The sequence below is a fragment of the Xanthomonas codiaei genome (assembly GCF_002939785.1).
Taxonomy (GTDB): domain Bacteria; phylum Pseudomonadota; class Gammaproteobacteria; order Xanthomonadales; family Xanthomonadaceae; genus Xanthomonas; species Xanthomonas codiaei.
This window is the reverse complement of the sequence record NZ_MDEC01000003.1, coordinates 39,949-54,480: the sequence shown is the minus strand read 5'-3', so window position 1 is coordinate 54,480 and position 14,532 is coordinate 39,949. Positions and strand designations below refer to the sequence as shown.

Sequence of the window (14,532 nt, the reverse complement as noted above, 5' to 3'; positions counted from 1 at the left end):
CATGCCTGATCACTCCTGCGAACGCGGTGTCGGCACCTTGGCCGCGACGCTGAAGTCGGCGATCTTCCAGAGATAAAACGCGGCGTAGCTGCGGTACGGGCCCCAGCGTTCGCCGCGTTCGGCCAATGCCTTGGGGGCAGGCATCTGTTCATGCCTGTCCACGCGCTGGGCACCCCTGCGCACGCCCAGGTCGTCGATGGGCAGCAGGTCCGGGCGGCCCAGGCGGAACATCAGCATCATTTCCACCGTCCAGCGGCCGATGCCGCGGATCGGTACCAGCGTCTGCACAATGGCTTCGTCGGGCATGAAGGCCATGCTGCGCAGCGAAGGAATCTCACCGGCCAGTTCGCGCTGCGCCAGGTCGCGGAGCGCCAACGCCTTGTTGCCGGACACACCGCAGGCGCGCAACGCGGCATCGTCCACGCGCGCCAGCGTGCCGGCATGCAACCGGCTCGCGCCGATGGCCACTTCCACCCGTGCCACGATGGTGGATGCGGCCTTGCCGCTGAGCTGCTGGAACAGGATCGCGCGCGCCAACGCATCCACCGGGTCGAACGGTTTGCGCCAGCCCGGCTGCGGGGCGATGGGGCCGATGCGCTTCATCCACGCTCCCAGCGCGCGATCGCGCCGGACCAGATGCGCAAAGGCGGCCTCCACATCGAACCCACGCGCATGCCGCGGCATTTCAACGTCTCAACGCGCCAATGGCCAGCATCACCCAGCCCAGCATCAGGCTGACCCCGCCCACCGGTGCCAGGCCGGTCGGCCAGTGCAGCAATGCGCCGCCGACCAGGCTGCCGGCGAACAGCAGCGTGCCGAGCAGCAGCAGGTACAAGCCAACCCGCCCGAGCACGCGCGTTTCGGCAGCGCCCAGCACGGTCAGTACCGCGCCATGGCCGAACGCATACAGCGACGCCACCTGCAGCCGCGACTGCACCAGCGCATCGGCCACGCCATGCGAGGCGTAAGCCGACAACCCGACGGCCACGGCGGCCAGCAGGCCGCCGCAGAACGCCAGCAGCGAGGGGTGTTTCTTACGACGGTCGAGCAAGGACATGCAGGCAACTTCCCCGGCAGCGCCGTAGCGCCAAAAAAAAAGCGCGCCGCAGGACTGCGGCGCGCTTTGGTCTGGATCAGGTCATCGCGGTAAGACGATTACTTGATGGCCCAGTAGACATCGTAGGTACCGTCCTGGGTGAACGACTTGTCCACGCCGCCCTTCCAGGCTTCGTACGGACGCTCGGTCACATCCATGCCGCTGGTGGCGGCCCAGGCGCGCAGCGAGTTGCGTACCGCATCCAGGCCCGCCATGTGACCCGCATAGGTGGCAAACGCCGAACGGTGCGCCGGAGTGCGCTGGTACTTCACCGGTGCCTCGGACGGGATGTTGAGCTTCAGCTCTTCGCCAGTGGCAGCGACCGGAGTCGCATCGACCGGAGCAGCGGCTGCCGCGTCATCCTTCTTGGCGTCGGTCTTGGCGGTGTCGGTCTTCGGCGCGCCACCGGCACGCTTGCGGACCGGCTGCACGACGTCGAAGGCGTACTTGTCGGTGGCGAAGTCGGTGGTGACGATACGGACCGGGCCAGCAGCTTCCAGACCATTGGCGTCCATCACGCGCTTTATCCACTCCTGGTTGTCCTTGATCGACTTCTTGATGGTCTCGTTATCGCGGTCGATGTTGCCCGCGGTGACGACCAGCAGGTCTTCGGCCGGCACGTCGACGATCTTGAGATCGCTCAACACCGGCTTGCCATCCAGCTGCGCGCGGTAGTCGAAGTTCGGCACGGTGGCCAGTGCGGTGGCCAGACGCGACAGACCCAGCTTCAGGTCGTCGCCAACGTGGCGGCTGACATACAGGCCGGCATAGCGACCGAACAGGTTCCAGCCGTACTTGACGCTGTAGTCCTGCGTGATCTTGACGTTCCTGTTGTTCTTGCCAGTCGGTGCCAGGGTGAAGTTGGTGACCTTGTCGTAGCCCTTGGTGGGATCTTCGATCGCGATCTCGACACGCTCGTTCTTGACGGTGTTGGTGATTTCCCAGCTGCCGTTGCCGATGTAGCCTTCGGTGGAGCTGTACTCGACACGTGCACCCTTGCCCTCTTCCGGGCCGGCCAGCTTCAGCTGGATCTTCGGGTCGCGCAGCACAAGCGGGTTCCAATCCTTGAAACGACGGAAGCTGTTCACAGTGTCGTAAACGATCGTCATTCGGCGGTTGGTCTCAACACTCTCGGACATCTGCCGTTCCGAGGGCAACACCAGGCCCACCACGACAAACAAGCCAGCCACGATCCCCAAGGCGATCAGGAACTCGATAATACGGGTCATTCAGGAGGTCTCCGGGGCCGATCCCACGGCCGGGTTGAGTGAAGCGAAGCCACCATCCTAGCAGGCTTCGGCAAAGATGTTCAGTTGTGCGACGGGTAGCGCGGTCTTGCGGTGTCATTTGGCGCGTGCAGGGCCGCGCTGGAGCTGCGCAATCCCAGCCGTTGCAAGGGTTTGCGCCAATCGCGCGCAGCCATCATGCACATCCCACGCTGCCTGCGTGTGATGCCGCCAGGGCACGATGCCCGATCGGACCGATGCGGGCTGTCGCCAACCCGCCACCGATGCAATCCGCAGGCAAGCCGGCGCCACTGCACGTGCCGCCGGGACAAGGTGAGCGGGCGCCGCCTGCAAGCCGCAGGCTGGCGCGCCCGCGAACGCCCGGCGCGCTGCGCTGGGCGAGGCATCCCGCCATCACACCAACTGCAGCTCGAACGCCTTCAGCACCGCGCGGGTGCGGTCGCGTACGCCAAGTTTGGACAGAATGTTGGACACGTGATTTTTGATGGTGCCCTCGGCTACGCCCAGCGAATTGGCGATCTCCTTGTTGGAAAAGCCGCTGGCCATCAGGCGCAGGATCTCGGTCTCGCGGTCGGTGAGCGGATCGGGCCGGTCCAGGCTGACGAACTCGTTGCGCATGTGTTCCAGGCCCGAAAGCAGGCGCTGGGTCACTGCCGGCTGCACCAGCGAGCCGCCCTCGGCCACGGTGCGGATGGCGCCGACCAGCTGTTCCAGCGAGACGTCCTTGAGCAGGTAGCCCTTGGCGCCGGCCTTGAGCCCGGCCAGCACCAGTTGGTCGTCGTCGAAGGTGGTCAGGATGATGGTCGGCGGCAGCGTGCCGTTGCGCGAGAGCATCTGCAGCGCTTCCAGGCCGGACATCACCGGCATGCGCATATCCATCAGCACCACGTCCGGCTGGATCTGCGGGATCTGCTCCACCGCCTGCTTTCCGTCCGAGGCCTCGGCCACCACCTCGATGCCGTTGTCCAGCGCCAACAGCGAGCGGATCCCCTGGCGCACCAGGGTTTGGTCGTCGACCAGGCACACACGGATCATCAGAACACTCCTTGGGTCACGGCCGCAGGCATCAGTGCCGGCGCGCCTGGAACGGAGATGCGCAGGCCGAAGCCGTCACCTCGCCGGGTTTGGATTTCCAGCTGCCCGCCATACTGGCTGAGCCGCTCGCGCATGCCGCGCAAGCCGTTGCCGGGCGCCACCGCATCGGCACCATGGCCATCGTCGCGGGCATCGATCAGCACCGTCCCCGCGTCGCGCCGCACCTGGATCCACAGGTTACGCGCGCCGGCGTGGCGCACCGCATTGGTGATGATCTCCTGGGTGCACCGCAGCAGCACATGGGCGCGCTCGGGGTCGTCCAGGGTTAGCGGCTGGGCGATGTCCAGGTGGATGTCCAGCGACGGCACCTGGGTCACCAGCGGCCGCAGCGCCGCTTCCAGGTCGATCGCGCCGCTATCGCGCAGCTGGCTGACCGCTTCGCGCACGTCGGTGAGCAGCAGCTTGGCCAGGGTATGCGCCTGGCGCACATGCTCCTGGGCCTGGCCTTCGGTGATGTGGCCGGCCACTTCCAGGTTGAGGCTGAGCGCGGTCAGGTGGTGCCCGAGCAGGTCGTGCAGCTCGCGCGAGATGCGGGTGCGTTCGTTGATGCGCGCGCTTTCGGCCAGCAGTGCACGGGTGGCGCGCAGTTCGGCGTTGAGCCGGCGCTGTTCCTCGCGGGCCTCGGCCTGCTGGCGGGCCACTAGGCTGGTGACGAAGATGAACATCGAAAAGCCGCCGTAGAGCAGCGACTGCATCAGCGCGCCGGAGACCGGAAACCCCAGCAACAGGTGGTAGACCGGAAGCACGGCCAGCTGGCTCAGCACCAGCCAGACCACGCCAACGCGCAGCGGCAACAACCAGGGGATCACACCGGCCGCCACCATCATCAGGATGCTGCCGAGCCCGGTCCGGGTGAGATAGCTCACCGCAAGCGCGCAGACCGTGAGCAACAGCAGGATCAGCCGGTCGTACCAGTGGGCATGGCCGCCGCTGCTCAGGCCACGCGTCAACCAGAAATAGCTGGCCCCGAAGCCGACGAAGAACGCCGACATCAAGGCCGCCTCCATCACGCTGCGGTGGTCGCCATCCTCGGCAGGTGCCCAGTAGATGAACACCAAGGGCATGGCGATCATCGCCCAGGTGAACAGGCCGGCGAAGCGCAGGACGCGCGTATGGCTGAGGTATCCCAACATGTCCGCATCTTAGGCCCAAGCGCCGCCGCTGCCCTCTTGCCGGAAGTCATGCATGCGCCGGCCAGCGCTTGCGGACCAGCGATCGGGTCGGCGGCGTAGCGGCGCGGCATGCGTCGGCGGCACGCGTCGGGCGCTGCGCATTGGCCCCTTGCGCGGGCGCGCGGCCAGCGGCGGGCACGCCCCGGGTCGCCGCTTCAGGCCACGCATGTAATAATCCGACGCAGATCCGATTTCGGGTCGAGAGCGTTACCCCACGGAGTCCCAATGTCGATCGTCATCCGCGACGTGCGCGAGCACGAGCTCGATTCCGTCCTGGCCCTGAACAACAATGCCGGACTGGCGATCCTGCCGCTGGATTCAACCAAGCTGCAACGGTTCTACGCCCAGGCCGAATATTTCCGCGTCGCCGAGCGCGACGGCAACCTGGCCGGGTTCCTGGTCGGGTTCGGCAGCGGCAGTGCCCATGACAGCAGCAATTTCGCCTGGTTCCGGGACCGTCATCCGGAATTCTTCTATATCGACCGCATCGTGGTCGCCAGCCGCCGGCGCGGCGGCGGCGTCGGGCGGGCGTTCTACGCCGACGTGCAGAGCTATACCGAGCTGCGTTACCCGCAGCTGGCCTGCGAGGTGTTCCTGGACCATGGCGCCGATGCGGCGCTGCTGTTCCATGGCAGCTTCGGCTTCCGCGAGGTGGGCCAGAACACCATGCCGGACGTGGACGTGCGCGCCAGCATGCTGATGAAGGACATGTGCAGCTATCCATGGGTCAAGGAAACCTATGGCGGCAAGCTGCCCGAAGACCTGCCGTGGGTGGGCCGGCCGCGCCATGCCGCCACCGCCAATCCATCGACGGGGAGCTGAGGCGTGTCGAGTGTGAATGTGGATTTTGAACAGGCCGGCGAGCTGAAGATCGGCCAGGTGGGCATCGCCAACCTGCGCGTGCGCACCCTGGATGTGCCGCGGCTGGTGCAGGAAATGCGCGAGCGCGTGACCCGCGCGCCCAAGCTGTTCGGGCGGGCGGCGGTGATCCTGGATTTCGGCGGGCTGTCCCAGGTGCCGGACATGGCCACCGCCAAGGCGCTGCTGGATGGCCTGCGCGATGCCGGCGTGCTGCCGGTGGCGCTGGCCTACGGCACCAGCGAGATCGACCTGCTGTCGCAGCAGCTCGGCCTGCCGTTGCTGGCCAAGTTCCGTGCCCAGTACGAGCCCACTGCGGTCAGCCCACCGCCTCCACCGCCCCCTGCGCGCGCCGAGCCGGCGCCGCCGGCCGCGCGCCCGGCGCCTGGCCGCATGCAACGTACCGCGGTGCGCTCGGGCCAGCAGCTGTATGCGGAGAATTGCGACCTGACTGTGCTCAATACGGTCGGTGCCGGAGCGGAGGTCATCGCCGACGGCAGCATCCATATCTACGGTACCCTGCGTGGCCGCGCTTTGGCCGGCGCGCAGGGCAACCCGGACGCGCGCATCTTCTGCCGCGATTTCCACGCCGAACTGGTCGCCATCGCTGGCCACTACAAGGTGCTGGACGATGTTCCCATGGACCTGCGTGGCAAGGCCGTCCAGGTCTGGCTGGAGCAGGATCAGATCAAGATCGCTGCGCTTGATTGACGCGGCCCAACCACAGAAACATTCGGAGAAATCCTTTGGCTGAAATCATCGTAGTCACCTCCGGCAAGGGCGGCGTCGGCAAGACCACCACCAGCGCGAGCCTGGCCTGCGGGCTGGCGCGGCGCGGCAAGAAGGTCGCCGTCATCGACTTCGACGTCGGTCTGCGCAACCTGGACCTGATCATGGGCTGCGAGCGGCGCGTGGTGTACGACTTCGTCAACGTCGTGCACGGCGAAGCCACGCTCAAGCAGTCGCTGATCAAGGACAAGCGCTTCGAGAACCTGTACGTGCTGGCCGCCTCGCAGACCCGCGACAAGGACGCACTGACCCAGGACGGCGTGGAGAAGGTGCTCAAGGACCTGGCCGCCGACGGCTTCGACTACATCGTCTGCGACTCGCCGGCCGGCATCGAGAAAGGCGCGTTCCTGGCGATGTACTTCGCCGACCGCGCGGTGGTGGTGGTGAACCCGGAAGTGTCCTCGGTGCGCGATTCCGACCGCATCATCGGCCTGCTCGACTCCAAGACCCGCAAGGCCGAGGAAGGCAAGAACGTGCCGGCCTTCCTGCTGCTGACCCGCTACAGCCCGGGCCGCGTGGAAGGCGGCGAGATGCTCAGCATCACCGACGTGGAAGAAGTGCTGGGCCTGAAGGCGATCGGCGTGATTCCCGAATCCGGCGACGTGCTCAACGCCTCCAACAAGGGCGAGCCGGTGATCCTGGATGCCGAGTCCCCGGCCGGCCAGGCGTATGACGACGCAGTCGCCCGCATCATGGGCGAGGAGCGCCCGATGCGATTCACATCCGTGGAGAAGAAGGGCTTCTTCAGCAAGCTGTTCGGAGGGTAAGCATGGGCCTGCTCGATTTTCTCAAGAGCAAGAAGAACACCGCCGAGACGGCCAAGAACCGCCTGCAGATCATCATTGCGCAGGAGCGCAGCCACCGCGGCGGGCCGGATTATCTGCCGCTGATGCAGCGCGAATTGCTGGAAGTGATCAAGAAGTACGTCAACATCGACGCCGATGCGGTGCGGGTTGATCTGGTCAAGGACGGCGAGCACGACGTGCTGGATATCTCGGTCGCCTTGCCGGAAGACGGCGACAAGTAAGCCTGGTCATGGATGCCGGCACGCCGTCCGTGCTCGCTGGCACGCCGCACGGTGGCGTGATGCGACATCCTTCCAGCGGCACCGTGCCTGCACGGTGCCGTTTCGGTTTCCGCCCATCGTGCGCCCTTGCGGCGCTCCCGACCGCGAGCCATTGCGTATGACCCCTCACCCCGCGACGGCGCCCGAGGCATCCGGCGTGCTGTGTATGGCCGATATCGGCCTGGATGCACCGGCTGCCCTGCTCGCACGCTACGGCCTGCGCCTGCATCGCGTGGCGACCGGCGCGCCGATACCGGGCAGTTTCTGGGGCGAACCGGAGGCCGGCATCATCGGCTGCGATGTGTATGTGCGCGACGACACGCCAGTGCATTCGATGTTGCACGAGGCCGGGCATCTGATCGTGCTGCCGGCCGACAGGCGCGCAGCGGTGCATACCGACGCCACCGATTCGGTGGATGAGGAGGATGCCACCTGTTACCTGCAGATCCTGCTGGCCGCGCAATTGCCCGGCGTGGGCAGCGCACGGCTGATGGCCGACATGGATGCCTGGGGATACACCTACCGCCTGGGCTCCACCCGCGCCTGGTTCGAGCAGGATGCGGAAAATGCGCGCAGCTGGCTAGAGGCGCGCGGCTTGTTGCCGGCCTAGGAGCGGCGCCGTCAGCACCCCTCTGACGACTGCTCGCTACGTTCTGGTAGCCGCGCTAGGTCGCCTTCGATTCGGTCGTGGCGATCGCAGCGGACAGGTCCAGCGTCGCCACGGTGCCCTGCCCGGCATCGGATTCCAGCTGCAGGTGCCAGCCCAGGTGCTCGCAGAGCCGGCCGATCAGTTCCAGGCCGATGCCGTTGCCCTGCCGTGCGTTGCCGCGCGCCAGGCGCGCGTAGATGGCGCTGATTTCCTCCGGAGTCATTCCATGCCCCGGGTCGGCGATGCGCACCACGCCCGGCGCGGACAGCCGGACGCGGATGACGCCGCGGTCGCTGTTCTCGATCGCGTTGCGCAGCAGGTTGCCGATGGCGGTCTGCACGATGGCCATCGGCGCGGTCAGGCTGCACGACGGGAGCGGGTCGATGACCACCTGCAGATCCTTGTCGGCACACAGATGCGCATGGTCGGCGACGATCTCCGGCAGCAGTTGATCCAGCCGCACGGCATCGCCGCTGCGTACCAGCCGCCCCGGATCCTTCGCAAGCACCAGCAGCAAGGTGATCAGCTGCTCCACCGAGGCGCTGGTCTGCGCGATGCGGGTGAGCTGGTGGCGCACCGCCGGCGGCGTGCCCGGCTGTTCCAGCGCCAGCTCCACCGCATTGCCGATCACCGCGATCGGGGTGCGCAGCTCGTGGCTGGCGCTGTCGATGAAGGCGCGTTCGCGATCGACGAACTGGCTGTTGCGTTCCAGATAATCGTTGAGCGCATCGGCGATGACGTAGAGCTCGGCACTGCCCTGCGCGCCCACGGTGATCTGTTGCGCGCGTCGTTCCGGGCGCAATGCGCCGATGTCGCGGGCCAGCTCCACCAGCGGGTGCACCAGCCGCGCCATCGCGTAGGCGCCCATCAGCAAGGTGATGCCGATCAACGCGACGCCGGCCGCCAGCATCCAGCGGGTGAGAAATTTTTCCAGCGCCTCGAAATCGGTGATGTCCAGCACCAGCGCCAGGCGGCCGGCCTGCGGCGTGTCGCGCACCATCACCGCGCTCTGGCGGCCGGCGATCTCCAGCTCGTCGTGCAGGCCGGGGTGCAGCGTGCGCAGCACCGGCGGCACGCCGGCCGCGCCATCGATGCGATACAGCCGCAAGGTGTCCGAGTCCTGCCAGTGGTAGTCCGGATTGCGCGCGCTGCGCTCCAGGATGCTGTCCAGTTCGGAATTCAGCAGCGAGCGCCACACGCCGTGCTCGGCACGCTCATGCAGATACTGCGCGGTGCCGAACACCGCCAACGTCATCAGCAAGGTGTAGCCGAACAGCCACAGCATGACGCGCCGGCCCAGCGGGCGCGGCCTAGCCATCGAGGCACGCGTTGCCTGCCGCTTCGCCAGCGGCGTCCAGCGCCGCCAGGCGATAGCCGAGCCGCGGCAGGGTATGGATCAGCTTCTGCGCGAACGGACCGTCCACGCTGCGGCGCAGTTCGTAGATATGCGAGCGCAGCATGTCGCCATCGGGCGGGTCGTCGCCCCACAGCGCCTGTTCCAGGCGTTGCCGGGTGACCGCTGCCGGGCTGGCCTGCATCAGCACTTCCAGCAGCTTGCGGCAGGCCGGATACAGATGCAGCGCCTGGCCCGCACGGGTGGCTTCCAGGGTCGCCAGGTCCAGCCGCAGATCGGCCACCTGCAATACCTTGCCGCGGCGCCGACCATGCGCACGGGCGAGCAAGGCGTCGATGCGCACTTCCAGCTCGGGCAGCGCGAACGGCTTGGTCAGGTAATCGTCGGCCCCGGCGCGAAAGCCGGCGATCTTGTCGGGCAATTCATCGCGCGCGGTGAGCATGATCACCGGCAGCTCGGAATGATGCTGCTCGCGCAGGCGGCGCAACACCTCCGGGCCATCCATGCGCGGCATCATCCAGTCCAGCACCAGCACGTCGTAGTGCTGGGTGGTGGCCAGATGCAGGCCGGTGATGCCATCGGGCGCCGCGTCCAGGGTGTGCCCGCGGGCTTCGAAATAATCGAACAGGTTGGCAACCATGTTGCGGTTGTCTTCGATGACCAGCAGCCGCATGCGCGCGATTCCAGAACGGTCCGACAGGGACGCTGTGCGCATCCTACCCGAGGCCAGCCGAACCCGACCGCCCCGGGGCTCCGCGCGCGCGCCGGCAAGATGCCCGACAAATTTCCGACAGGGTTGCCAGCTATCGTTTCGCCCCTTCTAATCGGGGCGTGCGCGTGTCGCCAGCCACCTCTGCCTCCCTGCCCCACCGCCCTGCGCTGCTGGTGGCATTGCTGCTGATCATCGTCAGCCTGCTGGCCGGCCTGGGGCTGCGCCAGCCCAATCCGCCGGACGAGCCGCGCTTCGTGCTGGCGGCACGCACCATGGTCGAGAGCGGCCAGTGGTTGCTGCCGCACCGTGGCAGCGAGCTGTACGCGGAAAAGCCGCCGGTGTTCATGTGGCTGCAGGCGGCGACCTATGAGCTGGTACCGCACTGGCCGGTGGCGTTCCTGCTGCCCTCGCTGCTGGCCGCACTGCTCACGCTGTGGCTGACCTGGGATCTGACACGCCGGCTGTGGAACCGGCGCGTAGCTGGCGATGCGGTGCTGGCCCTGTTCGCGGTGCTGCAGTTCGGCCTGATGGCCAAGCGCGCGCAGATCGACATGGTGCTGGTGGCGCTGACCACGCTGGCATTGTGGGGAATGCTGCGGCATCTGCTGCGCGGGCCGGATTGGTGCGCGTGGACGCTGGGGCTGTTCGCCGCCGGCGTCGGCACGGTCACCAAGGGCGTGGGCTTCCTGCCGCTGCTGCTGTTGCTGCCATGGATGGCGCTGCCGCGCAGGCACTGGAGCGTGCTGCCCGCGCGTGCGCAGGCCGGCCGCACCTGGTTGCTGGTGTTGCCGGCATTCGTGGCCGGCACTGCGGTGTGGCTGGGGCCGTTGGGCATCGCGCTGCTGCACAGCCAGGACCCGCAGTTGCACGCCTACGCGCACGAGTTGCTGTTCAAGCAGACCGGCACCCGCTACGCGCACGCCTGGCATCACGTCAAACCGGCCTGGTACTACCTGCAGGTGATCGCCACCTTGTGGCTGCCCGGCTGCCTGTTGCTGCCCTGGCTGTTGCCGGCATGGTGGCGCCGGTTGCGCCGTGGCGATCCGCGCCATGTGCTGCTACTGGCGTGGAGCGTGCTGGTCCTGCTGTTCTTCAGCGCCAGCCCGGGCAAGCGCGAGGTCTATATCTTTCCGATGCTGCCTGCGCTGTGCATGGCGGCGGCGCCGTTGCTGCCCGGGCTGCTGCGCAGGCGCGGCGTGCGCGCGGTGCTGACCGGCTACGTGGTGGTGCTGGCGCTTGCCGGGCTGGTGCTGGGCGGCGCGATCGCGCTGCATCTGCCCTGGGCGGAAACCACCGCCTTGAAGCGCGGGATGGAACTTGCCTCGCTGCGGTCGGTGGGATTCTGGCTGCTCGGCCTGGGCGTGATCGGTGCCGGCACAGTGGCCTGGTCGCGCGGCAAACGCGCCGGGACGGCGGTGGTGGCGATGACCGCCGCGCTGTGGATGGTGCAGGGCCTGGGCCTGATGCCGGCGCTGGATCCGTACAGTTCTTCTGCACGGCTGATGCAACGCGTGGGGCAACGCATCGGGCCCGATGCCGAACTGGGCATGCTGGCCTGGCGCGAGCAGAACCTGCTGCAGGCCGACCGGCCGGTGACCAATTTCGGCTTCAAGGCGAGTTGGCAGGCGCAGTGGGCCAAGGCCGGCCCGTGGCTGGCGCAAGCGCCGGAAAAACGCTGGCTGTTCGTGCTCGATCAGGCGGTACCGGCCTGCATCGATCCGGCGCAGCGTATCGATATCGGCGAATCCAACCGCAATCGCTGGCAGCTGATTCCGGGCACGGCGTGGCATGCCGGTTGCAGGGGCAATACGTCCGACACCGAACAAACCGGCGGCGACAGCGACGCAGACTGAACGCCAGGTGTTGGGTTAACGCCTGAGCAACTCTGGTCCGACCGCTCTCCGACATCTGGGTTTCGAAGATGCCGGGCATTGACACAGGCCCACGCTTCGATGACCACGCTTCCGGTTTTTTCGCCTGCCCTGGCACGCACCGCCACCATTGCGCACACGCGCTTTCTTGCCCGCCATCTCTGGATGCCGCTGGCAGGCGTGCTGGTGGCCAGTGCCTTGCTGATGGGCGCCGGTGGCGACCAATGGGTGGCCGATGCGTTGTATCGGCTGGAAGGCGGGCATTGGCTGCTCAAGGACCATTGGTTCACCAGCGGCGTGGTGCATCGTGTCGGCAAATGGTTGAGTACGGCAGCTGGCGTCAGCGTGGTGATCCTGGCTGTGGCAGCGTGGTGCAAGCCGCGCCTGCGCGTACTGCGCTGGCCACTCACGTATCTGGGCGCCTCGGTTGCACTGTCGACCTCGCTGGTCTCGCTGCTCAAGTCGTGGACCGCAATGGATTGCCCCTGGGACCTGAGCCGCTATGGCGGCACGCAAGCGATGATTGGGCTGTTCGAATCACGCAATGGCCTGGCTGCGTCAGGTTGCTTTCCTGCAGGTCACGCGAGTGCCGGTTATGCGTGGGTGGCGCTGTATTTCTGTGCGCTGTCTCTCCGTCCTGCATGGCGCTTGCCAGGCTTGTTCATAGGTCTGGCAGCAGGTCTCACTTTCGGTATTGCGCAACAGCTGCGCGGCGCGCATTTTCTGTCGCACGACCTGTGGTCGCTGGCGGTGTGCTGGCTCACCGCGCTCATCTTGTACGGCGTGATGCTGGCTCGGCCACGCGGCGTGCTTGATTCGATGTTGCCATCGGGGGATGCAGCATGAGTACCTGGCTACCGGAACCGCGCGGGCGGATCAGCTCGCATACGCTGACGTGGAGCATGCGCCCCACGGTGTCCACCGAAACACTGATCCTGCTGTCGAGCCTGTTCTTTGCGCTGGTGTGCAACCAGTTGTTCTGGCGTACGGCGATGGCCACGCATCCGGGCAGTCTTGGATTTGCGCTTTCGTTGATGGCGTTGCTGGTCGCAGCAAATGCGCTGCTGCTGGGGATACTGGTCTGGCGCTGGAACGCCAAACCACTGCTGACGTTGCTGCTGTTCACCACCGCATTGGCCGCGCACTACATGGACAGCTACAATGTCTATCTGGATGCGGACATGCTGCGCAACGTGCTGCATACCGACCACAAGGAATCGCGCGAGCTGCTCACACCAGGCCTGATCTTTCCGCTGCTGTGCTACTTCCTGATTCCGACCGTGCTGCTGTGGCGCATCCGCCTGCGCGCGCGCAGCATCGGCAAGTCGCTGCTGTGGCGGGGCGGCTTCCTGCTGGCGGTGGCCGTGGTGGGTGCAGGCGGTGCGATGCTGTCGTTCCAGGACATCTCGGCCCTGATGCGCAATCACCGCGAGGTGCGCTACTTGGCCACGCCGATCAACTACATCGTCGCGCTGCGCCAGAACCTGAAGTCCGACTCGCCGATCAAGCACGCCCCCAAGCAACCTGTCGAACACGATGCCATGGCCACCCCGCGCGCGGCAGGCAGCCGCCCGCGCCTGTTGCTGGTGGTGCTGGGCGAAACCGCGCGCGCGCAGAACTGGGGCCTCAACGGCTATGCGCGGCAGACCACGCCGGAGCTGGCGCAGGCCGGGGTGATCAATTTTCCGGACATGCATTCCTGCGGCACCAGCACCGAGGTCTCGGTGCCCTGCATGTTCTCGCCGTTCGGCCGCCGCGACTACAACGAAGACAGGATCCGTGGTCACCAGTCGCTGCTGCATGTGCTCGAGCACGCCGGCATTTCGACCTTGTGGCGCGACAACCAATCCGGTTGCAAGGGCGTCTGCGATGGCCTGCAACTGCAGAAACTCGATGACGCCACCACGCCGGGGCTGTGCGCCGATGGCCGCTGCATGGACGAAATCCTGCTCGGCGACCTGGCCGCGCAGGTGCGCGCCAAGCCCGGCGATCGGGTGGTGGTGCTGCATCAACTCGGTAGCCACGGCCCCAGTTATTTCGAACGCTACCCAGCGCAGTTCGAACGCTACAAGCCGGTCTGCAAGACCGCCGACCTGGGCAGCTGCAGCCGCCAGGACATCGTCAACGCCTACGACAATTCCATCAGCTATACCGACCATTTCCTCGCCCAGGCCATCCACACCCTGCGCGGCCTGCCCGACTACGACACCGCCATGATCTATCTGTCCGATCACGGCGAATCGCTGGGCGAAAAGGGCCTGTACCTGCACGGCGTGCCGTACGCCATTGCGCCGAAAGAGCAGACCCACGTGCCGATGGTGATGTGGTTCTCGCCGGAATTCGCGCGCGACCGTGGCCTTGACGAGACCTGCCTGCGCCACCGCGCCGGCCAGTACACCGACCAGGACGCGCTGTTCCCCTCGGTGCTGGGCCTGATGCAGGTCAGGACCAGCATCTATGCACGCGAGCGCGATGTGTTCGCGCAATGCACGACGAAGTCCGGCTGACAATGGACAATGCGTACCGCCAGCGTGCCGGAGCTATCAGGGACGCAGACATGCCGCTTGCGGGCGGCGGCAGTCCGCCCCCGGGATTGCGCAGCGCTGCGGACTGCGACTTTCCG

15 protein-coding genes are annotated in these 14,532 nt (G+C 66.7%); 8 read left to right on the top strand and 7 right to left on the bottom strand.

Features of this window, described 5'->3' with window-relative positions; all coding sequences use genetic code 11:
- Positions 1 to 9: 9 nt before the first annotated feature.
- The 5 genes from XcodCFBP4690_RS02745 to XcodCFBP4690_RS02725 all read right to left on the bottom strand — a co-directional run bounded on the left by XcodCFBP4690_RS02745 (position 10) and on the right by XcodCFBP4690_RS02725 (position 4,571).
- Positions 10 to 684 (bottom strand): DNA-3-methyladenine glycosylase family protein, encoded by a 675-nt coding sequence (locus XcodCFBP4690_RS02745; RefSeq protein WP_104539540.1) that lies wholly within the window; start codon positions 682 to 684, stop codon positions 10 to 12.
- A 1-nt stretch (position 685) separates the two neighbouring features.
- Complete coding sequence (locus tag XcodCFBP4690_RS02740; protein ID WP_104539539.1) at positions 686 to 1,057, bottom strand: DUF423 domain-containing protein; 372 nt, start codon at positions 1,055 to 1,057, stop codon at positions 686 to 688.
- 98 nt (positions 1,058 to 1,155) lie between these two features.
- Positions 1,156 to 2,325 (bottom strand): polyketide cyclase, encoded by a 1,170-nt coding sequence (locus XcodCFBP4690_RS02735; protein WP_104539538.1) that lies wholly within the window; start codon positions 2,323 to 2,325, stop codon positions 1,156 to 1,158.
- Positions 2,326 to 2,736: 411 nt separating this feature from the next.
- Positions 2,737 to 3,378 carry a response regulator gene (locus XcodCFBP4690_RS02730; protein WP_104539537.1) on the bottom strand — a complete coding sequence of 214 codons (642 nt, stop codon included), beginning with the start codon at positions 3,376 to 3,378 and terminating at the stop codon, positions 2,737 to 2,739.
- Positions 3,378 to 4,571, bottom strand: coding sequence for a sensor histidine kinase (locus tag XcodCFBP4690_RS02725; RefSeq protein ID WP_104539536.1), 1,194 nt, complete (start codon positions 4,569 to 4,571; stop codon positions 3,378 to 3,380). The genes XcodCFBP4690_RS02730 and XcodCFBP4690_RS02725 overlap by 1 nt, the downstream gene beginning before the upstream one ends.
- 264 nt (positions 4,572 to 4,835) lie before the next feature.
- Between XcodCFBP4690_RS02725 and XcodCFBP4690_RS02715 the strand changes: the two genes are divergently transcribed.
- The 5 genes from XcodCFBP4690_RS02715 (at position 4,836) to XcodCFBP4690_RS02695 (ending at position 7,933) form a co-directional block, all read left to right on the top strand.
- Entirely contained in the window at positions 4,836 to 5,432 is a 597-nt protein-coding gene (locus XcodCFBP4690_RS02715) for a GNAT family N-acetyltransferase (protein ID WP_104539535.1), read from the top strand.
- Between the two features lie 3 nt (positions 5,433 to 5,435).
- The gene (gene minC / locus XcodCFBP4690_RS02710) at positions 5,436 to 6,179 is read left to right on the top strand and encodes a septum site-determining protein MinC (protein ID WP_104539534.1); all 744 of its coding nucleotides are present in this window, start codon (positions 5,436 to 5,438) and stop codon (positions 6,177 to 6,179) included.
- A gap of 35 nt (positions 6,180 to 6,214) precedes the next feature.
- Positions 6,215 to 7,024, top strand: coding sequence for a septum site-determining protein MinD (gene minD, locus XcodCFBP4690_RS02705; RefSeq protein WP_104539533.1), 810 nt, complete (start codon positions 6,215 to 6,217; stop codon positions 7,022 to 7,024).
- A 2-nt stretch (positions 7,025 to 7,026) separates the two neighbouring features.
- Positions 7,027 to 7,284, top strand: a complete 258-nt coding sequence (minE, locus tag XcodCFBP4690_RS02700; RefSeq protein ID WP_104539532.1) for a cell division topological specificity factor MinE — start codon at positions 7,027 to 7,029, stop codon at positions 7,282 to 7,284.
- Positions 7,285 to 7,441: 157 nt separating this feature from the next.
- Positions 7,442 to 7,933 carry a hypothetical protein gene (locus XcodCFBP4690_RS02695; protein WP_104539531.1) on the top strand — a complete coding sequence of 164 codons (492 nt, stop codon included), beginning with the start codon at positions 7,442 to 7,444 and terminating at the stop codon, positions 7,931 to 7,933.
- A gap of 55 nt (positions 7,934 to 7,988) precedes the next feature.
- Here the strand turns inward: XcodCFBP4690_RS02695 and XcodCFBP4690_RS02690 are convergent, their stop codons facing one another.
- Both XcodCFBP4690_RS02690 and XcodCFBP4690_RS02685 read right to left on the bottom strand, forming a co-directional pair.
- On the bottom strand, positions 7,989 to 9,290 hold the full coding sequence (locus XcodCFBP4690_RS02690) for a sensor histidine kinase (RefSeq protein WP_104539530.1): 1,302 nt from the start codon (positions 9,288 to 9,290) through the stop codon (positions 7,989 to 7,991).
- Entirely contained in the window at positions 9,283 to 9,999 is a 717-nt protein-coding gene (locus tag XcodCFBP4690_RS02685) for a response regulator transcription factor (protein WP_104539529.1), read from the bottom strand. Before XcodCFBP4690_RS02685 ends, XcodCFBP4690_RS02690 begins: the two co-directional genes overlap by 8 nt.
- A 158-nt stretch (positions 10,000 to 10,157) precedes the next feature.
- Between XcodCFBP4690_RS02685 and XcodCFBP4690_RS02680 the strand changes: the two genes are divergently transcribed.
- From XcodCFBP4690_RS02680 to XcodCFBP4690_RS02670, 3 genes are all read left to right on the top strand, one after another.
- Positions 10,158 to 11,891, top strand: coding sequence for an ArnT family glycosyltransferase (locus tag XcodCFBP4690_RS02680; RefSeq protein WP_146091816.1), 1,734 nt, complete (start codon positions 10,158 to 10,160; stop codon positions 11,889 to 11,891).
- A gap of 99 nt (positions 11,892 to 11,990) precedes the next feature.
- The gene (locus XcodCFBP4690_RS02675; protein ID WP_104539528.1) at positions 11,991 to 12,755 is read left to right on the top strand and encodes a phosphatase PAP2 family protein; all 765 of its coding nucleotides are present in this window, start codon (positions 11,991 to 11,993) and stop codon (positions 12,753 to 12,755) included.
- Positions 12,752 to 14,416 (top strand): phosphoethanolamine transferase, encoded by a 1,665-nt coding sequence (locus XcodCFBP4690_RS02670; protein WP_104539527.1) that lies wholly within the window; start codon positions 12,752 to 12,754, stop codon positions 14,414 to 14,416. Before XcodCFBP4690_RS02675 ends, XcodCFBP4690_RS02670 begins: the two co-directional genes overlap by 4 nt.
- Positions 14,417 to 14,532 lie beyond the last annotated feature (116 nt).